At 47.0% G+C, this 20,627-nt stretch carries 15 protein-coding genes and 1 tRNA gene; 5 read left to right on the forward strand and 11 right to left on the reverse strand.

Features of this window, described 5'->3' with window-relative positions; translation table 11 throughout:
• Position 1: 1 nt before the first annotated feature.
• Together NQ544_RS12350 and NQ544_RS12355 are read right to left on the reverse strand one after the other, a co-directional pair.
• Positions 2-205, reverse strand: a complete 204-nt coding sequence (locus NQ544_RS12350; protein ID WP_006849211.1) for a helix-turn-helix transcriptional regulator — start codon at positions 203-205, stop codon at positions 2-4.
• A 920-nt stretch (positions 206-1,125) separates the two neighbouring features.
• A tRNA-Ile gene (locus NQ544_RS12355) sits at positions 1,126-1,199 on the reverse strand.
• A gap of 178 nt (positions 1,200-1,377) precedes the next feature.
• On the opposite strand from NQ544_RS12355, the gene NQ544_RS12360 reads away from it, so the two are divergent.
• The 4 genes from NQ544_RS12360 to NQ544_RS12375 all read left to right on the forward strand — a co-directional run bounded on the left by NQ544_RS12360 (position 1,378) and on the right by NQ544_RS12375 (position 6,844).
• Positions 1,378-4,017 carry a calcium-translocating P-type ATPase, PMCA-type gene (locus NQ544_RS12360; RefSeq protein ID WP_006849208.1) on the forward strand — a complete coding sequence of 880 codons (2,640 nt, stop codon included), beginning with the start codon at positions 1,378-1,380 and terminating at the stop codon, positions 4,015-4,017.
• A 45-nt stretch (positions 4,018-4,062) separates the two neighbouring features.
• On the forward strand, positions 4,063-5,001 hold the full coding sequence (locus tag NQ544_RS12365) for a bifunctional riboflavin kinase/FAD synthetase (RefSeq protein ID WP_040553775.1): 939 nt from the start codon (positions 4,063-4,065) through the stop codon (positions 4,999-5,001).
• Positions 5,002-5,051: 50 nt separating this feature from the next.
• Entirely contained in the window at positions 5,052-5,885 is an 834-nt protein-coding gene (locus tag NQ544_RS12370; protein WP_006849206.1) for a CPBP family intramembrane glutamic endopeptidase, read from the forward strand.
• An 80-nt stretch (positions 5,886-5,965) separates the two neighbouring features.
• Positions 5,966-6,844 carry a hypothetical protein gene (locus NQ544_RS12375; RefSeq protein ID WP_006849205.1) on the forward strand — a complete coding sequence of 293 codons (879 nt, stop codon included), beginning with the start codon at positions 5,966-5,968 and terminating at the stop codon, positions 6,842-6,844.
• Positions 6,845-7,514: 670 nt separating this feature from the next.
• Here NQ544_RS12375 and NQ544_RS12380 read toward each other — a convergent pair.
• From NQ544_RS12380 to NQ544_RS12420, 9 genes are all read right to left on the reverse strand, one after another.
• Positions 7,515-8,015, reverse strand: coding sequence for a PG0215 family putative anti-sigma factor (locus tag NQ544_RS12380; protein WP_006849203.1), 501 nt, complete (start codon positions 8,013-8,015; stop codon positions 7,515-7,517).
• A complete protein-coding gene (locus tag NQ544_RS12385; protein WP_006849202.1) occupies positions 8,005-8,520 on the reverse strand; it encodes a GFO_1088 family ECF-type sigma factor in 516 nt (171 codons plus the stop codon). Before NQ544_RS12385 ends, NQ544_RS12380 begins: the two co-directional genes overlap by 11 nt.
• 120 nt (positions 8,521-8,640) lie before the next feature.
• On the reverse strand, positions 8,641-9,411 hold the full coding sequence (gene argB, locus NQ544_RS12390; protein WP_006849201.1) for an acetylglutamate kinase: 771 nt from the start codon (positions 9,409-9,411) through the stop codon (positions 8,641-8,643).
• A gap of 81 nt (positions 9,412-9,492) precedes the next feature.
• Positions 9,493-11,385, reverse strand: a complete 1,893-nt coding sequence (gene speA, locus NQ544_RS12395) for a biosynthetic arginine decarboxylase (protein ID WP_006849200.1) — start codon at positions 11,383-11,385, stop codon at positions 9,493-9,495.
• Between the two features lie 69 nt (positions 11,386-11,454).
• Positions 11,455-11,982, reverse strand: coding sequence for a shikimate kinase (locus NQ544_RS12400; protein WP_006849199.1), 528 nt, complete (start codon positions 11,980-11,982; stop codon positions 11,455-11,457).
• A gap of 31 nt (positions 11,983-12,013) precedes the next feature.
• Positions 12,014-14,344, reverse strand: coding sequence for a type I DNA topoisomerase (topA, locus tag NQ544_RS12405; RefSeq protein ID WP_006849198.1), 2,331 nt, complete (start codon positions 14,342-14,344; stop codon positions 12,014-12,016).
• Positions 14,345-14,469: 125 nt separating this feature from the next.
• Positions 14,470-14,997, reverse strand: coding sequence for an NUDIX hydrolase (locus tag NQ544_RS12410; RefSeq protein WP_006849196.1), 528 nt, complete (start codon positions 14,995-14,997; stop codon positions 14,470-14,472).
• Positions 14,998-15,115: 118 nt separating this feature from the next.
• On the reverse strand, positions 15,116-16,570 hold the full coding sequence (locus NQ544_RS12415; protein ID WP_006849195.1) for a sialate O-acetylesterase: 1,455 nt from the start codon (positions 16,568-16,570) through the stop codon (positions 15,116-15,118).
• Between the two features lie 181 nt (positions 16,571-16,751).
• The gene (locus NQ544_RS12420; RefSeq protein ID WP_006849194.1) at positions 16,752-17,930 is read right to left on the reverse strand and encodes a TlpA disulfide reductase family protein; all 1,179 of its coding nucleotides are present in this window, start codon (positions 17,928-17,930) and stop codon (positions 16,752-16,754) included.
• Positions 17,931-18,126: 196 nt separating this feature from the next.
• Here NQ544_RS12420 and pnp point away from each other — a divergent pair, with 196 nt between their 5' ends.
• The gene (gene pnp / locus NQ544_RS12425; RefSeq protein ID WP_006849193.1) at positions 18,127-20,445 is read left to right on the forward strand and encodes a polyribonucleotide nucleotidyltransferase; all 2,319 of its coding nucleotides are present in this window, start codon (positions 18,127-18,129) and stop codon (positions 20,443-20,445) included.
• Positions 20,446-20,627 lie beyond the last annotated feature (182 nt).

Here is a 20,627-nt window from a genome sequence, read left to right on the forward strand (position 1 = left end):
CTTAAAAGTTTTGATTTACCAATAGTTCTCGAATGTTAATCTTTAGCATCTCCGAAATCTTTGCCAGCGTCTGCAAATTGGGTTGTGTGGTGTTTGTGCACCACTTGGAAACCGTTACGGGATCCTTCCCTAATTGACCGGCAAGCCAGACACCAGTTTTACCAGCATCAGCCAATGCTCCTTTGATTCTATTCAGATTTTCCATGCAAATTTCTTAATGTTTGATGCAAAGATACTAAAAACCATTGAAAATATTGCTATATTCTTTGCAAATCATGCGTTACAACTTGATTTTTAACAATAATTGCACAAGATTTCGTGTCATAGATGCCATTTCTGGTGTATATATGATGATTATGTTACTCTGTTACTATTTGTTTTATCTTCTCTTATGCTTGGGCTTGGTCTTAAGTTAAGCCTCGGGGTGGTCTTAAGTTCTTGCTTGTGGCAAGCGTCTCCTTTGTCGCAGAGCGAATACAGAAAAGAGGACAAAGAGACACGTGGAAAAGAAGAAGGAATTACATGTAATCCAAAGTGTCATAAATTTAGGTCGTTTTGCGGGTCGTTCGGGTCGTTATTGGGTCGTTTTCTTGATGTGGCAGGTCGTTATTAGGTCGTTTCTGAAATCGAAAGAAACGTAAACTATGGGCTGCTATGTACGACATAAGATGTATCTAAATGACAAAACCATCGAGAGAAATTTGAGCTGCTACAGGAACAATTCACAGAGTAATACATTGAGGAGTATATGGTTTACGATGAAAATGGTAAGCTGGTAGAGATTCTACGTCTAAGTGATGCTTGATAATGCTGAACGAGGTGGTCAGAGAAGGTGGTCAGAGGGTGGTCAGAAAGATGACGTTTACAGAAACTTTACAGGAACCTTACAGAAATAGACAGAAACATGTGACGAGTTGTGTTAACGATTGCTTTGCTCGTTATGGCACCGTATTTCACGGCTCCATCCTATACAAAGCGTTAATTGAAATGTCACTTAATCATCAATTATTTCACGAAATTTCAAAAGGTCACGAAAGATGAGTTTTGGTTCGAAAAGGTCACTTAAAGGTCACCAATAAAAGAAAAAGCAGTTAAGTTTTTGACTTAACTGCTTGATTTTTAGTGTGGACCAGCCTGGGCTTGAACCAGGGACCTCCAGATTATGAGTCTGTTGCTCTAACCAACTGAGCTACAAGTCCGTTGAATTTTTATTAAATACGAGTGCAAAGATACTAGATTTTGGGGAAATAACCAAATAAAATCTTAAAAATTTTCTTAGAATCAGAAAAATAGCGTATCTTTGCACCAAATTATGTGCGCACACGTGCGTATGTACTTATTAATCGTACAAAAAAGAAAAAGTATTTCTATTCAGAAATGAACATAGACAAAAATAAAAGAATCGGTCTTACCGATGAACAAGTTAGACAGAGTAGGGAACAGCATGGCAAGAACGTACTAACCCCTCCTCAACGTACTTCATTATGGAAATTGTATTTGGATAAATATCGCGACCCGATTATCCAGATACTTCTTGTGGCGGCTTTCGTATCCCTCATCCTTGCTTTTATCGAAAAGAATTTCATGGAGACCATCGGTATCTTCGTGGCAGTTTTCCTTGCTACTACCGTGGGCTTCTACTTTGAGCGCGATGCTGCCAAGAAGTTTAATCTGCTTACGGCGCTCAGCGAAGAGCAGCCGGTAAAGGTGCGCCGCAATGGTAAGGTGATGGAGATTCCGCGCCACGATGTGGTGGTGGGAGATGTAGTGCTCGTGGAAGTGGGCGACGAGGTGCCTGCTGATGGCGAACTCATCGTCTGCAACGACCTGCAGATTAACGAATCTGCCCTTACGGGCGAACCTGTTGCCGAGAAATCTCTGGAAGGTGGTGGAGATGGAGCCTATCCTCGCAACGTCATCCTCCGTTCTACCATGGTGATGAATGGCAGGGGTGAGTTCGTGGTTACTGCCGTGGGCGATGCTACCGAGATTGGTAAGGTGGCGAAGAAATCTACCGAACAGACTTCGGTGGAGACACCGCTTCACATGCAGCTCGATAAGTTGGCGAAGAGGATTTCCAAGGTAGGCTCCGTGGTATCTGTGACAGCCTTCTTCATCTTCCTGATTCACGATATCCTCACCAATCCGGCATGGGGCGGCAAGGATTATTTCTATATGGCAGAAATTGTGCTGAAATACTTCATGATGGCTGTTACCCTGATTGTTATGGCGGTGCCTGAGGGATTGCCGATGGCGATTACCCTTTCCTTGGCGCTCAACATGCGAAGAATGCTGAAGTCGAACAATCTGGTGCGCAAGCTCCATGCCTGCGAAACCATGGGTGCCGTTACCGTGATCTGTACCGATAAGACCGGTACGCTTACCCAGAACAAGATGCAGGTGAGCGCCCTGGAACTCAAGCAGGGTGATGAGACGCTGCTCGATACTGCCATCGCCCTTAACTCTACAGCCGAGTTGAATGACGGCAAACCTATCGGAAACCCTACCGAGTCGGCTCTCCTGCTCTGGCTCGATGCCCAGGGCAAGGATTATGAAGAACTCCGCAAGCAGGTGAATGTGCTCAAGCAGTTGCCTTTCTCTACTGAGAGAAAGATGATGGCAACCTTGGCAGAAGTTGATGGCGAGACCTATCTCTTCGTGAAGGGTGCGCCTGAAATCGTGATGAAGAAATGCATCATCGAAGATAGAATGCAGAGACAGTCAGCCGAAGAACTCGATGAGTGGCAGCATAAGGCTATGAGAACCCTGGCGTTCGCCTATAAGAAGATAGAAGCTTCTATCATGAGAACTTCCAGAACCTCTACTGCCGAAGTGGTAGCACTTCTCGATGCCAACGATCTTCAGTTGCAGGCCATTGCAGCCATTGCCGATCCTATTCGTCCGGATGTTCCTGCTGCCGTGCAGGAGTGCCGCCATGCGGGTATCGAGGTGAAGGTGGTTACGGGTGATACGGCTGCCACCGCCTTGGAGATAGGCAAGCAGATAGGTGTCTTCGAAGATGAACCTGAGAATATCGGAGCAGATGGCTCTCTGACCTCGCTCGACCAGCAGATGATTACGGGTGAACAGTGGGAGGCTCTTTCTGACGAAGAGGCTTACGAGCGGGCAAAGGATATCCGTGTGATGAGCCGTGCCCGTCCTACCGATAAGCAGCGACTGGTGGCCATGCTCCAGAAGCGTGGCGAGGTGGTTGCCGTAACAGGCGATGGTACCAACGATGCTCCGGCGCTTCACTATGCTCACGTGGGCTTGTCGCTGGGTTCGGGAACTTCCGTGGCTAAGGAGGCTTCGGATATGACCCTGCTCGATGATTCGTTCAAGTCTATCGCCAACGCCGTGATGTGGGGACGCTCGCTCTATCGCAACCTGCAGCGCTTCCTCTTCTTCCAGTTGGTAGTAAACGTGGCAGCCCTCCTGCTGGTGCTTGGCGGCTCAGTCATCGGAACTGAAATGCCGTTGACGGTAACCCAGATTCTTTGGGTGAACCTTATCATGGATACCTTCGCAGCCTTGGCACTTGCCTCATTGCCTCCATCTCACGAGGTAATGAAGGATAAACCACGCAAGGCATCCGATTTCATCATCAACAAGAGCATCGGTTTCGGCATTCTGTTCTGCGGCATCGTCTTCTTCCTCGTGATGTTTGCCCTGCTGGTTTACTGCGAGCGCAGAGGCAAGGGTGGAGTAGATGTGCATGAACTGACCATGTTCTTCACCACCTTCGTGATGATTCAGTTCTGGAACCTCTTCAATGCCAAGGCGCTGATGAGCCATCACACAGCCTTCCGCCATTTCCTGAAGGATAAGGGAATGATTCTGGTGCTTGTACTGGTATTGGTGGGTCAGTGGATTATTGTAACCTTTGGTGGCGAAATGTTCCGCACCACACCATTGTCGCTCCACGAGTGGCTGCTCATCATCGGCTCAACCTCCGTTGTACTTTGGGCGGGCGAGCTGTGGAGAACTTTTAAGAGAATGATAGCAAAGAGAAGATAATCCATCGGAGTTCTTCTTCTGATATGAATGTTAAAGACAGTCCTTATGAATACAATACATTATAATGATATCGTGCAGTTGCCGCCTTGTGTGGCAACCATCGGTTTCTTCGATGGGGTGCATCGGGGACATCAGTTCCTGATTCATCAACTCGTAGAGACGGCACGAAAGGATGGCTTGCAATCTACCGTCATCACCTTTGATGCGCATCCCCGCAAGGTATTGCTGGCGGATTACCAGCCAGAGATGCTGAGTACGCTTGATTCCAAACTGCTGCTGCTTTCGAAGACGGAAGTGGATAATGCTGTGGTGCTGCATTTCGACAAGGCGATGGCTGCCATGTCGGCAAGAGAGTTCATGCAGCAGGTGCTCCACGACCATCTCAACGTAAGGAAACTCTTCATCGGCTACGACCATCGCTTCGGTCATAACCGCGAGGAGACTTTCGAAGATTACGTGCGCTACGGCAAGGAGATGGGCATCGAGGTAATCAGGAACGAAGCCTTCCAGATAGATGGCATCAACATCTCTTCTTCCGTAATCCGCTCATTCCTGAAAGAGGGAGAAGTGGAGATGGCAGCCCGGAGCCTCGGTTTCCCTTACACCCTCATCGGAAAGGTGGTGAACGGATTCCATGAAGGCAGAAAACTCGGCTTCCCTACAGCCAATCTCGACATCTCTCACTTCGGACAGCTGATTCCTGCCCCTGGTGTCTATGCCGTAAGGGTAAGACTGGAGAATATGGTGGAATGGAAACGGGGAATGATGAATGTGGGCAATCGCCCAACCTTCAATGGCAGACAACTGACGCTAGAGACGCACATCTTCAATTTCGAAGGCGATATTTATGACCAGCTCTTGCTCGTAAGCTTCGTGAAGCGAATAAGGGGCGAACAGAAGTTTGACAGTCCCGAGGAGTTGGCGGCGCAGCTGAAAGAGGATGAGCAGACCGTGCTGGATCTCTTTGAAAAGGAAGCGGAATGATAGCGAGAATGCTATTAACTATAAACGATTAATTATAAACAGTAAAAGCAATGGCAAAGATTAATTTAAAGAGAGGTTTGACGGATATCGTCCTCTACCTTATTATATTTATAGTAGTACAGATTATCGTGATGTATGCTGGCGTAGGAATCTGGGCGGGCATTAAGGGCGAAGGTTACCAGGCAACGCTCCTGGCTATCAGTTCGGGCAGCAATCCTATCCTGACGGCGCTTACCTCAGCGTTCAGCAACGTTATCACCCTCGTCATCTTCCTGAAGACGAAGTGGACACCGCTGACCCGCGATTATCTGCTTTCCAAGCCTTGGGCAACGCTTCTCTGGGTGGCATTGTTCACTCTGGGAACCATCATTCCTCTGGAGTTCATATATGAGCAGATAGGCATCGAGATGGACGAGAATGCCGAGCAGATACTCGCATCGCTCATGAAGGAGCCTTGGGGCTATGTGGCTATCGGCGTTCTGGCGCCTTTTGCTGAGGAGGTTGTGTTCCGTGGAGCCATTCTCCGCACCCTGCTGGGTCTTATGAGCAAGAAGAACCATTGGGTAGCCATCATGATTTCGGCTGCCATCTTCGGTCTGGCTCACGCCAACGTAGCGCAGTTTGTCAATGCCCTCCTGCTGGGCTTACTCCTGGGTTGGATGTATTATCGCACCAAGAGTCTTGTTCCGGGCATCCTGCTCCACTGGGTGAATAATACGATGGCGTATGTCCTGTCCAATATCATGCCTCAGAGCGATGGCAAACTCATCGACCTCTTCCATGGCGATGAGAAAACCATGTATTATGCCGTAGGCTTCTCTCTCTGCATTATGATTCCAAGCTTTATACAGCTGGTTATCAGATTAAAGAAGGTGAAGGCTTAAGAGATAAATAAACGAGTAAAAAGGTTACCTGGATGGGTAGCCTTTTTTCAGATATATAACCGGATAGATAAGTAGATTTTATGAAGATAATAGAAAGCAGTATCAAAGGAAAGAAGAGCCCTGAGGCTTGTGAGGATGGAATGGTAGTTACCGATGATTTCATCGCTGTGATTGATGGCAGTACGAGCAAGACGCCGAAGCATCTCAATCCTGATATGAAGAACGGAAGATACGCCATGATGCTTATCTCGGAATATATTCGTGAGGAGTTGAAAGCGGATGCCTCGGTAGATGAATTCTGCCAAGGCGTAACGGCGTATATATATAATAAGGTGTATGAAAAGCTTGGGGTAGAAGAGCGGTTGAAGGAGCATCCGGAAGAACGGCTTACCGCCTCGGCTATCCTTTATAGCCGGACAAGGAATGAAGTCTGGATGGTGGGCGATTGCCAGGCCATCATCGATGGAAAACTCTATGAGAATGGCAAGCCTTATGAGGAGAAGATTGCCCGTAAGAGGGTAGAACTGATAGAGCAGGGCCTTTCGCCTGCTGAGGCTAGAAAGCAGATAGAGCCTTTATTGATCGAGGCGATGCTTTCGGGGCAGAACCAGACCTATACGGTTATCGATGGATTTCCTATCTATCGGGAGGGAGTGAAGGTTGTTTCTGTTTCAGATTCTAGTTCAGTTCAGGATTCTGTTCCAGCATCAGATTCTGTCCCTTGCTCTGACTCCGCTTCTGCATCAGGTACAATTCCATCTTCTTCCTCCGAGATAGTCTTGGCGAGCGATGGCTATCCGTTTCTGAAGCCAACCTTGGCAGCGAGCGAGGCGGCATTGGCAGAGCAGATTGCCAACGACCCTCAGAACATCCATTCCTTTATCGCCACCAAGGGCATCGTAGAGGGCAATAAAAGCTTTGATGATAGAACTTATATTCGATTTGTTTATTGCCAGTAAATAAAAAGCAGCAGATTTATTTATTGGCAATAAACAAAATGGCTGATTTCGGCTGAAAAATAAAACACGGACAAATTGAATTTGTCCGGCTTGCTTGTCCGGACGCTTGTAACTATCCAATAATCAGTGAATTATGAACGCTCGGACAATTTGTCCGGACAAATTCAATTTGTCCGTGTTATTTTTTTAGCATGAATTTGTAAAGAAAAGCAAGGATTTCCATCCGGTAGGCGATGTATTCCTAAGAAGAAAACTATGAGTTCCAACCCGTGAACCGGTGAGTTCTGGAGGAGAAAACTATGAGTTAGTATTTTTAACAAAAGGGGCAAAGGGTTAACTGTTAACTCTGTTAACCCCCATCTGGAAAAATAACCTCTCAAACGCTCCTTCTTAAACAGGTTAAGTGTCTTATATTGAGCCTGGCAAGAGTCATCTATGATGACCGGCAGAAGGCTTAAATGAAGCCTCGCAGTGGCGATAAATTGAGCCACTTGCGTATCCTTTATCATACGCTTGCGTGCAAAATATATTAAATAAGTAAGGGCTGCCAGTACATCCTGGCAGCCCTATTACGTTAGTATGTTATGAAAAATTTGAGAGAATTGAAACTTCACAGCTTCAGAATTGTTTTACTAAACATGATTTTTTATAGAGAAAGCATAGAAATAATCTACTTTAATAACGTTGGAGACGTTGTTGGATTGCTTACCTGATCGATGCCTGTGCGTTGCATAGAATCAACCGAAGCAGAATCTCCCATGGCTACGGACACGCCCTTGCCACTCTTGATGTATCCTACGTTTTCAACAGAATCAATGTCATTGCTCTGGAAAGGAACCTGAACTGCATTGCCCAATGTCAGGATGATAGCTACCACGGCAGCAGCCTTGAAGAGAGGCTTCAGGCGCTCTGTCAAAGAAATCACCTTTGCCTTGTTAGGCTTCTTGGTGTATTCATCTTCAATCATCGCCATCATCTTCTGGTCGAAGTCATCACCCAGCGCCTCTTGCTTAGCCTCGCCCATCTCGTAAGAGAAGAGCGCTTGGTATGGCTTCAGCTCGGCAGGCAACTCGTCCTGGCTGAAGAATGCACGGAGAATCTCCTCTTCTTCGAGAGAAGTCTCGCCCTTCCAGTAGCGATCCAAAAGTTGGTTGATGTACTTATAATCCATATCTGTCGAATTGTTGAAATCTTTGTTTGACTGTTTGACGAGCCCTGAAGATGTTCACCTTGACCTGGTCTTCCGTGATGCTGAGGATGTCTGCTATTTCCTTGTAGGACTTTCCTTCGATGTCTCGAAGCTGCAGACAGCTGCGCTGCTTTTCAGGCAACTCGTCGATAATATTCTTTACGATGTTCAGTTTGTCTTTCTGAATCATCCTTTCTGAGGGGGTAGAAGTGTTTTCGTCTAACCTTTCTGTATTCTGCTCTTCCAGCGAATCATTCTGATTTTCCATCTTCTTGATGCGGTCGAGCGAAAGGTTGCGAGCGATGGTGAGACTGTATGCCTCGATGGAGTCAAGCTCCTGCCATCTGTCGCGGGCGTTCCAGACTTTAATCAGCGTATCCTGCACAACGTCTTCCGCTTCCTCCCGGTTGAGAGTAATGCGAAGAGCCAGCCTGAAGAGTTTGTTCTTCAGCGGCAAAACATCGTTCTGGAAACTGATTTCTTTCATCCCTCTATAATTAATGACGACTATGTTATAAGAAAGTTACAACCAATCTTGATTTATTTCTATTTTTAACTCTTGTTAAGAAAAAAGGTGATGAATTCTTCACTCTTCACTCTTCGTTCTTCACTTAATCACCGTTCCGTGCTTTCCGTCGATGGCGGTAGCAAGGGTGATAATCACCTCTTTCACACCAGCATCGATGGCTGCAAGGGCATTCTCCAACTTAGGAATCATGCCGCCTGCCACGGTACCATCTGCTTTATATCTCTCAAAATCGGCATGGGTAATCACTGGAATCACGCTGTCATCATCCTCAGGATTACTGAGCACGCCTTTCTTTTCAAAACTATATATCAATGTCACATCGTAGTAAGGCGCCAGAGCCTTGGCAGTCTCGCTGGCTATGGTGTCGGCATTGGTGTTGAGGATATTGCCCTTGCCGTCATGGGTCAATGGAGCCATCACTGGAGTAATACCTTCATTAATCAGGGTTTGGAGCATCTTGCCGTTGGCACGCTCTACATCGCCCACGAATCCGAAGTCGATACCATCCTTCAACGGACGCTTGTGACTGTGGATTACGTCCATATCAGCACCGGTCAGACCGAGGGCATTCACACCGTTAGCCTGGAGCTTGGCAACCAGGTTCTTGTTGACCAGACCGCCATAAACCATTGTTACCACTTCCAGCATGTCTGCATCGGTGATACGGCGGCCGTTCACCATCTTGCTCTCGATGCCGAGGGCTGCGGCTACTTTAGTGGCACGGCGGCCACCGCCATGTACCAATACTTTCTTGCCAGGAATGGCTGCGAAATCCTTCAAGAGCTGTGCCAGCTGCTCGCTGTCTTCAACGATGGCACCGCCTACCTTTACTACTGTTACTTTTTCCATCTTTAAGTTTAGTTTATAGTTTATAGTTAATAGTTTATAGGGCAATCTTGCTGTAAACTATTAACTATCAACTGTTAATTCTTACTGAAGATATGTGTATCCGAAGAGACCATTGCGATAGGTGCCCAGGAATTCCTTGCCCTCATCGAGCGAAATCTTGCCTTCTTTCACACTCTTGGTTACCCACTGCTCCAACTGGCGGACGAGCTTCTTCGGATTGTACTGTACGTAATCCAATACCTCCTCTACAGTCTCGCCGTCGAAAATCTGGTCGATGCAATATTTGCCGTCCTTTACAGAAATGTGGGCAGCATTGGTGTCGCCGAAGAGATTGTGCATGTCGCCCAGAATCTCCTGGTAGGCACCAACGAGGAATACACCGAGATAATATGGCTCGTTCTTCTTCAATGGATGAAGAGGAAGAACGTTGCCGATATGTCCGTCGGTAACGAAGTTGGCAATCTTTCCGTCGCTGTCGCAGGTGATGTCCTGCAAGGTAGCGTTGCGGGTAGGACGCTCGTTCAGACGCTGGATAGGCATGATAGGGAAGAGCTGGTCGATAGCCCAACTGTCTGGTAGGCTCTGGAACAGAGAGAAGTTGCAGAAATACTTGTCGGCAAGAATCTTATCCAATCCTCTGAGCTCCTCAGGTACATGCTTCATGTGCTTAGCAAGATTGTTGATCTCGTGGCACACGCTCCAGTACATTGCCTCAATCTCTGCACGGGTCTTCAGATCTACGATGCCGTGAGAGAAGAGCTGCAAGGCCTCTTCGCGAATCTGCTCGGCATCATGCCAGTCTTCCAGCATATTGCGAGGATTCAGGTTGTCCCATATCTCATAAAGATCCTTCACCAGCTGGTGGTCGGTCTCCTTCGCCTCAAACTCCTCAGGCATCTCTGGCAGGGAAGCGGTTTCCAAGACATCGATGACCAGGACAGAATGATGGGCAGAGAGCGAACGGCCGCTCTCGGTGATGAGGTTAGGGTGCTCGATATTGTTCTTGCTGGCTGCATCTACGAATGTATAGACACAGTCGTTTACATACTCCTGGATAGAGTAGTTTACGGAGCTCTCGCTGCTTGAAGAGCGGGTGCCGTCGTAATCTACACCGAGTCCGCCACCGCAATCTACGAAATCTACATTGTAGCCCATCTTGTGGAGGCTAATATAGAACTGGGCTGCCTCACGGAGAGCTGTCTGAATGCGGCGAATCTTGGTAATCTGACTTCCGATATGGAAGTGGATAAGGCGCAGACAGTCGTGGAATCCCATCTCGTCTATCTTCTTGAGGGCTGTGAGCAGTTCTGCGCTGGTCAAGCCGAACTTAGATGCATCGCCGCCGCTTTCAGCCCATTTACCTGAACCTGAAGAAGCCAGTTTGATGCGGATACCGATGTTTGGCTTTACGTTGAGCTTTTTGGCTACCTTTTCGATGATGTCCAGCTCATTGAGCTTTTCTACTACGATAAAGATGCGCTTGCCCATCTTCTGAGCCAGCAAGGCAAGTTCGATGTAGCTCTCGTCTTTGTAGCCGTTGCAGATGATGAGCGAGTCGCTCTGTGCCTGTACGGCGATGACGGCGTGGAGTTCAGGCTTAGAGCCAACCTCCAGTCCGAGGTTGAACTTCTTGCCGTGAGAGATAATCTCCTCAACGACCGGCTGCATCTGGTTCACCTTAATAGGATAGATGACAAAGTTTTCTCCCTTGTATCCATACTCTTCCTTTGCCTTTTGAAAACAGCTGGCTGTCTTCTCGATGCGGTTGTCGAGGATGTCTGGGAAACGGAGCAGTACGGGAGCGTTGATGTCGCGTAATGCCAACTCGTCCATGATGTCGCGCAGGTCTATCTGCGTGTTGTCCTTGCATGGAGTTACATAGACATCACCCTTGTCGTTGATGCCAAAGTAAGAAGTACCCCAACCACAGATGTTGTAGAGCTCCTTCGAGTCTTCAATAGTCCATTTCTTCATTTTCTAATCTTGCTTGCTGGAAATCAGTTTTGTTTGTTACCTTTATTATATATTACTTTTTAGATACGGCTATATGTTCAGCAGGTCTCTGATCTGCTGAACAATAGCGTTGATTTTATCATAATTGTCCATCACGTTGATATCGATGATGTGTTTTGCCTTCTCGTAGTAAGGCTCGCGAAGTTTCAGCTGCTCATGGATAAACTTGTCTACCTCTTCCGGTGTTTTGTTGAGCAGTAGAGGGCGTACGCCTTTGCCCATCTTCAGATGAGCGTGAAGGGTTTCTGGAGAAGCCTTCAGGTAAAACGTTTCGCCAAGTTGGTTCATGTAGTCCATATTGTCGAAGAAACATGGTGTTCCTCCTCCGCAACTTACCACTACATTTTCAAACTCTGCCACTTCGTGTAGCATATTGTGCTCTATCTTGCGAAATCCCTCTTCTCCAACTTCGTCGAAGATCTGTTTAACGGTCTTGCGCATTCGGCTCTCGATATACCAGTCGAGATCGTAGAACATAACGCCAAGGTCTTTGGCGAGGGCTTTGCCGACCGTTGTCTTGCCGGCGCCCATGTATCCTATGATGATGATTGACTTCATTTTCTTCTGTTTCTATGTCAATGAGGCATGTTTATGATTTCTTTCTGCCTCTAGCCTTTGGTTCTGGAGCAGCTTTGATAATTTCCATACACTCCTCGTATGTAAGCTCCTCTGCACTCTCATGTTTTGCCTTTGGAATGCGGTAATTCTTGCCGTCGTAAGCAATGTATGGACCATACTTGCCATTGAGAATTTCCATCTTATCGTCCTCATCGAAAACTTTGAGATGGCGCTTCTCTTCGGCTTCGCGCTTTTCCTTGATCAGTTCGATGGCTCTATCCAGGGTGATGGTCAGCGGATCATCCTCCTTAGGAATAGAAACATACTTGCGGTTATGGAGGATGTAAGGGCCGTAGCGACCAGAGCTAACTGTTACAGTAATGCCTTCATAATCACCGAGTTCTCTTGGCAGCTTGAAGAGTTCCAAAGCTTCTTCCAGGGTGATGGTTTCTATGCTCTTGTCTGATGGCAACTGGGCAAACTGAGGCTTGTCCTTATCCTCAGCAGAACCAATCTGTACCACTGGTCCAAAACGGCCAATCTTGACGAATACTGGCTTTCCTGTCTTTGGATCATTTCCGAGATTGCGCTCGCCGGCTTTGTGCTGGTTGCGTGCTTCCAGAACTTCCTTCACTTCAGGCTCAAAGCCCTTGTCGAAATCCTTCATCCAGTTGGTCCATTCGGTCTTTCCTTCTGCAATATCATCAAACTTCTTCTCTACGTCTGCCGTAAAGTTGTAGTTCATGATGTTCGGGAAGTTCTCCATCAGGAAATCGTTTACTACGATGCCGATATCAGTAGGCAGAAGCTTACCCTTTTCAGAGCCTGCCATCTCTTTCTTCAACTTCTGGGTTATCTTGATGCCCTTCAGGGAATCTATGGTAAATGTGCGCTCTTCGCCCGTCTTGTCACCCTTTACCACGTATTGACGCTGCTGGATGGTACTGATAGTTGGAGCATAGGTAGATGGACGGCCGATGCCGAGATCTTCCAGTTTCTTCACCAGACTGGCCTCTGTGTATCTTGCAGGAGCCAGAGAATACTTCTCTGTAGCAAGGATTTCTCTGCGCTGCAATTCATCGCCTTCTTTCAGGGCTGGAAGAATGTGGGAAGAATCCTCAGCATGCTCTTCATCGTCGGTTGACTCAAGATAAACCTTGAGGAAACCATCGAATGAAACAACCTCGCCGGTAGCAACAAACTTTTCGCTTGTGTTGCCGATATTGATGTTGATGGTTGTCTTTTCGAGTTGTGCGTCAGCCATCTGAGATGCGATGGTACGCTTCCAGATGAGTTCGTAAAGGCGCTTCTCCTGAGCGGTTCCTTCGATGGTTGGTTCATTCATATATGTAGGACGGATAGCCTCGTGCGCTTCCTGTGCACCCTTTGAACTGGTGTGGTAGGCACGAGTCTGGCTGTATTCCTTGCCATATTCTCTGATAATCTCTTCTTTGCTGGCGTTGGAACAGAGCGTAGAGAGGTTTACGCTATCGGTTCGCATGTAAGTGATGCGTCCGCTTTCGTAAAGTTTCTGGGCTATCATCATGGTCTGTACAACGGTGAAACCAAGCTTGCGTGCTGCCTCCTGTTGCAGAGTAGAAGTAGTGAAAGGTGGTGCAGGAGAACGCTTTAAAGGCTTTTTGGTTACAGATTCAACCATAAACTTAGCGTCTTTACACTTCTCAAGGAAAGCTTCAACCTCTTCGTGGGTATTGAAACGCTGGTCCAGTTCTGTCTTTACCTCTGTTGCATTGCCGCTGTCGCTGATCAGGGCGAAAATAGCGGTAACGCGATAGTATGGAACACTCTGGAACTTCTGGATTTCACGCTCACGTTCTACTATCAGACGGACAGCAACACTCTGTACACGACCTGCAGAAAGGGCTGGCTTAACCTTTCTCCACAAGATAGGAGAAAGCTTGAAACCTACTAGTCGGTCGAGTACACGACGTGCCTGCTGGGCATTCACCAGGTTCATGTCCAGATGGCGTGGGTTCTTGATTGCGTCAAGAATAGCCTGTTTGGTAATCTCGTGGAAGACAATACGGTTTGTCTTCTCCTCATCCAATCCCAGTACTTCGCAAAGGTGCCAGCTGATGGCTTCTCCCTCGCGGTCCTCATCGGATGCTAACCAGATTTTCTTGGCTTTCTTCGCATTCGTTTTCAATTCTGTAACGAGTTTTTTCTTTTCCTCTGGAATCTCATAATCAGGTTCCATGGTTTTCTCGTTTATACTAAGTTCCTTCTTCTTCAGGTCACGGATATGACCGTAAGAAGACATAACCTTATAGTCCTTACCTAAAAACTCTTCGATCTTTTTAGCCTTCGCAGGGCTCTCGACGATTACTAAATTCTCTTGCATAAGCTTATACACAATTTTTTTCGGTTGGCAAAAGTAAGTAAACTTTTTGCTTATACCTTATTATATGGTGTTTTTTTTGGTTTTTTTAATGTTTGGGAGCCATATTTGGCTGTATTGAACCCTTTTTACCCCAATTTTGTTTCCAAATAACGATGGAGCCCCTTGCGTATGGAATCGAATGCAAACTCATCAGGATTGAGTCTGCTCAATGGTATCCAGAATGATTCTTCTGCATCGTCCATTGCTTCTATATGAGTGTCGTCTTTCACCTTCACTTCATAGAACATATCGAGGGTATGAACCATGAAACCTGAGTAAAGGTAGAGATTTGGGTAGCTGAACTGATACTTAACCTCAGTTGCATCCAGTCCGGTTTCCTCTTTTACCTCTCTTGCCATACCTTCTTCACCTGTTTCATCCATGTCAACAAAACCGCCTGGCAAATCGAGTGCCCCCTTGGCTGGGTCTTTCTTGCGCCTTACTGCCAGGAGCTCTTCCTTACTGTTGAGTATGAGAGCTACCGTAGCACTGCTTGGATTGAGGTAATAAGAGAATCCGCAGTCCTTACACTTCTTGCTCTTGATGTTGTTGATTTCGAAATGATTAGAGCCGCAAACCGGGCAAAACTGAAACTTATCTAATACGTGACTCATATTATGATTAATGTATAATGATTGATGTTTAATGGAAAAGAATTTATCATCATGTTATAATTGAAAAGCGGCCGGTCTTTGACTGCTGAACAAAGATCGGCCGCTAGTTATCTGATATTTACCAATTATCTGTACGGAATGGGAAGAGAGGCAGGTTGCCTGCATTTGCCATATTGCCGAGCTGGAAGTTGCGGAAACAGTAGCGAAGGGCTACTGGTTTCTTTACCTCAGGACTGGTTACGATGACGCACTCATTCCAAGGATCGTTGCCTGCCTGCCAGAAGTGCTTGGCTGTAGCCTTATGGAATACCTTATCTTCGCCTGCAACTTCGAAACCTTCGATACCTTCAAAGCGGTTGTAGGCTCCGTAGGTGTTGTCGAAATGCACCTTTACAGTATCACCTACAATCTTCATCTCCTTGAAGGTCATGCACTCGCTGAAGAGTCCCTTCATGCCATAGGTCTTGCTGAGTGCCTGGAGTGCAAGACGTTCGCCTACAGGCTGTTTCTGACATGGATGAATCTGCTCAACCTCGTATGGGTAAACCAGGTCTTCGGTACAGACGATGCCGCTGTTTGGAATCACCTTGGCTGCATTGAACTGCTGTTCACGGAGCTTAGGTCCCCAATCGCCATTTACGTCGCCATTATGATAAGGTGCAATCTGTACGAAATAGAATGGCAGTTCGCCCTGCTTGAAGTCTCTGCGCCACTGGGCAACGAGGTCGGCAAGACGTTTGGTATACTGGCCGTCCGGGTCGCCCACGTTAGAACATCCCTGATAGAAGAGGATACCTCTTACGCTATAGTTGAGGATAGGGTGGAAAGTTCCGTTACCCCAGAGAAGAGGGTAGAGGAAATCCCACTTAAACTTAGGGTTCTTGGTCATCTTTACAGAGTCGAGATCTTCCTTGGTGTTCTTCTTCAGGTAGTCGCGGTCGAGCCAGCTTTCTACACGACTTCCACCCTTGTTTGCCATGATCAGACCTACCGGAATATCAAGAGTCTTGTTTATTACCTGTGCAAAGAAGTATCCTGTAGCAGATGCATCGCCTACGGTTTCCGGGTTAACCTCCTTCCATTCGCAGTTGGCATCATCTAACGGCTTGCTGCTCATTACGCTAGGAATCTTTACGTAATGTACGCCTTTGTACTGGTTTGCTTCGAGCACCGCCTTGTTGTAACCTTCTACAGGGCAGTTGCCGAATCCTTTTACAGGCATCTCCATGTTGCTCTGACCTGCACAAACCCATACTTCTCCTGACAGCACATTGTTGAGAGTGGTCTTTTCGCCATCATCGAAAGTGATGGAGAGTGGGGTGTAGCTCGCCTTCGGAGTTTGTACTTTGATAGCCCATTTACCATCCTTTCCGGTCTTGGCAGAATATTTCTTCCCAGACCATGAGGTGGTTACCTCTACTGTGGTTCCTGGTTTGTCCCATCCCCAGAGGCTAGCCTCTGTGTTTTGCTGTAAAATCATGTTGTCACCCAAGATGTGTGGCAACTTTACTTTAGCCTGCGCTCCTGTTGTGATAAGTGCCAAGGCTGCCATTGCTAAAAATTTCTTATTCATTTTTTAGGGTTTAAAAGTTTATCGTTTTTTGTTCTTAAGTTCCTTGTATGGTTCGTATTCTGATATTGCCATCTATGTTATCATGAAAGCAGATACAGAACTGACGTTAAAGAATAAGAGTTAGAAGCTGAAAGATGAAAAGCCGAAACTGTTCTCTCCAAACTTCTAACTCCTGGTTATATTAAAGAAGGTTCTTGATGGCTGCCTCTATGTCCTTAATCTGTGCATCACGTGCCTGCAGGGTGTTGGTGCGGTCGATCAGGAAGAAGGTAGGAATGCTCTGGACATTGTAGAGAGTCAGACTCTTGCCCTGAATGCCATCTTCATCGCGTACGCAAATCCAAGGGATAGCAGCGGTAGAGGTTTTCCAGAAGTGCTCATCAGGGTCTACTGATACTTGATAAATCTCCAGTCCGGCAGCATGATACTTGTTGTAGAGTTCACGCAACATCATGATGCGCTTGGTGCTCTCTTTGCTGGCGAAGAGATGGAAGTCGAGCAGTACCACCTTGCCCTTGAGGTCGGAGAGACGGCGTACCTGTCCCTTGTTGTCCTGAAGTGCAAGTTCGATGCATCCGTTTACGCTCACCTTGCTGGCTTCAATCTGCTGCTGTGCCATCTGGTTCTCGATGATGCGGATGTCCTTCATTCCCTCGATGGCGATATTGTGGAGGTTCTTGCCACGCTCAGCGCCAGGATAGTAGGTATCCCAACTGGTTGCTACGGCAGCAAATACCTTCACGTCGTCTTTGTTGTTGCGAGGGTTGAAGATAAGTGTATTCACATTGCCCAACTGTACCGTTTGGAAGAGCGCATAGTAAGCGTATGCCTTCATTGGCTCCTTGAAGATGTAGTTGGTTTTGATGTCCTGTTTGTAAGCCTGGAGCATGCGGCCTACGATGGATTCGATAGAATCGTTGCCGATGTTAGGATCTTTCACGAGCCCGTTGATATTGCTCTGGAGAGTCATCTGCTTAAGAGACAACTCCTTGATCTTGTTGCAGTTTTCAGAACCTTCCACTTCGTATTTGAAACTCATCTGCGGATAAGCCGCCTTTACCTTGACAGTTTCTGTAGAATCGATGGAAAGATTGATGGTTTGGTTGGCGATGCGTAAGCGGTAGAACTCTGGGGTAACAGAGTCCATGGCAGCCTCGTCGAAGGCAAAGGCGCCATCCTCGTCCAGTTTCACAGAGTCGATTTTCACAGGACCGTTCAGGCTGATGTTCTCCAGATAGAGCATAGAGTCCTGAGCCTCTGTGATATTGCCGTTGATGTGGAATTTCTTGTTGTTACAAGAAGTCAAAGCCAGTGCAGCTACCATAATCGCTGCCACTGAAAAGAGTCTAGTTATCTTCATGAATTTTATTATTTTGCAAAATTATCGAGTGCAAAGATAGTAATAAAATTGCGAATAATGCACCTTCTATAGATAAATTATTTAAAAAAGTGGAAAATAATTGCTGATTTATTTGTTTATTAATAATTAAAGAGGTATCTTTGCAGCGTTTTAGATATTTTAGATGTTAGACAAAACAATAAGTTTTTAAATTTAGATGAACGTAATTACAAAAAGTGTTCAGTTGCCTGATGGAAGAACCATCACAATTGAGACCGGAAAAGTTGCAAAACAGGCTGATGGTGCTGCGGTTCTCCGCATGGGTAACACAGTGCTTCTCGCAACTGTTTGTGCAGCAAAGGATGCCGTTCCGGGTACAGATTTTATGCCTTTGCAAGTAGATTATCGTGAGCAGTACAGTGCTGCAGGTCGTTTCCCTGGTGGTTTCACCAAGCGCGAAGGCAAAGCCAGCGATGAGGAAATCCTTACCTCTCGTCTTGTGGACCGTGCTTTGCGTCCACTTTTCCCTTCTAACTACCATGCAGAAGTTTACGTACAGGTAATGTTGCTCTCAGCCGATGGTGTTGACCAGCCAGATGCCCTCGCAGGTTTCGCTGCTTCAGCTGCCATGGCTTGTTCAGATATTCCTTTCGAGTACTATATCTCTGAGGTTCGTGTAGCTCGTATCAATGGTGAGTATGTTGTAAACCCTACATTCCAGCAGATGGAAGAGGCAGACATGGATATCATGGTTGGTGCTACCAAGGACAATATCATGATGGTAGAAGGTGAAATGAAGGAAGTTTCTGAGCAGGATCTTATTGGTGCCCTCAAGGTGGCTGCTGAGGCTATCAAGCCTATGTGCGAACTTCAGTATGAGTTGGCTAAGGAGAAGGGTACTGACGTGAAGCGTGAGTACGACCATGAGATCAACGATGAGGAACTCCGTGAGCAGATTAAGTCTGAGCTTTACAAGCCAGCTTATGATATCAACCACCAGGCTTTGGAGAAGCATGCACGTCAGGATGCTTTCGACAAGGTTTTGGCTGATTTCCTCGAGAAGTATGACGCTGCTCATACCGATCTTTCTGAGGAAGACTTGGAGGAGAAACACGCTGAGGCTACCCGTTACTATGATGACGTAATGCGCGATGCTATGCGCCGTTGCATCCTCGATGAGGGCTTGCGCCTTGATGGTCGTGCTACTACAGATATCCGTCCTATCTGGTGCGAGGTATCTCCACTCCCAATGCCTCACGGAAGCGCTATCTTCCAGCGTGGTGAGACTATGTCTCTCTCTACATGTACGCTCGGTACCAAGATGGACGAGAAGCTTATCGACGGTGTGCTTGAGAAGAGCTACCAGCGCTTCCTCCTTCACTATAACTTCCCTCCATTCTCAACAGGTGAGGCTAAGGCTCAGCGCGGTGTAGGCCGTCGTGAGATTGGTCACGGTCACTTGGCATGGCGTGGTTTGAAGGGCCAGATTCCTACTGACTTCCCTTACACAGTACGTTTGGTAAGCCAGATCTTGGAGTCTAACGGTTCTTCTTCTATGGCTACTGTTTGTGCCGGTACTCTCGCCCTGATGGATGCAGGTGTTCCTATGAAGAAGCCAGTTTCTGGTATCGCTATGGGTCTTATCAAGAACCCAGGTGAGGACAAGTACGCTATCCTTAGTGATATCCTCGGTGATGAGGACCACTTGGGTGATATGGACTTCAAGACCACAGGTACCCGCGATGGTTTGACCGCTACACAGATGGATATCAAGTGCGATGGTTTGAGCTTCGAGATTCTTGAGGAGGCTTTGATGCAGGCTAAGGCTGGTCGTGAGCACATCCTCAACTGCATGATGGAGACAATCTCTGAGCCACGTGCTGAGATGAAGCCACAGGTTCCACGTATCGTAGCATTCGATATCCCTAAGGAGTTCATCGGTGCTGTTATCGGCCCTGGTGGCAAGATTATCCAGCAGATGCAGGAGGATACTGGTGCGACAATCACTATCGAGGAGACTGATGGTCAGGGTCACGTCCAGGTATCTGCTCCTAACAAGGATTCTATCGATGCAGCTTTGGCTAAGATTAAGGCTATCGTAGCTGTTCCTGAGGTTGGTGAGGTTTACGAGGGTACTGTTCGCTCTATCATGCCTTACGGTTGCTTCGTAGAGATTCTCCCTGGTAAGGATGGTTTGCTCCACATCTCTGAGATTGATTGGAAGCGTCTTGAGACAGTTGAAGAGGCTGGCATCAAGGAAGGCGACAAGATCAAGGTGAAGTTGATGGAGATTGATCCTAAGACTGGCAAGTACAAACTTTCTCATCGTGTGTTGATGGAGAAGCCAGAGGGTTATGTAGAGCGTGAGCGTCGTCCACGTCCTGAGCGCGGTGAGCGTCGCGGTCGTCGTGATGATCGTCATGAAGGTCGTGGTGAGCGTCCAGCTCGTCAGCCACGTCGTTACGAGCATCGTAATGATGAGCAGGCTCCTAAGGAGTTCAACGACTCTTTGGATCACAACAATGATGTAGAATAATCTGCGTATTAGACACATTATTATATATAAAGGCACATTCCGCATAGGAATGTGCCTTTTTGATATTGCTTTCTCTGGTTATTGCCGGATATAGTATTTGTAAATGGGAATGGAGAATGCAAAGTGGGATAAAATGTGGATAAACAAAAAGAGTCACAAGTTTTACTTGTGACTCTTTTCTG

It is taken from the genome of Segatella copri DSM 18205 (assembly GCF_025151535.1).
GTDB lineage: Bacteria > Bacteroidota > Bacteroidia > Bacteroidales > Bacteroidaceae > Prevotella > Prevotella copri.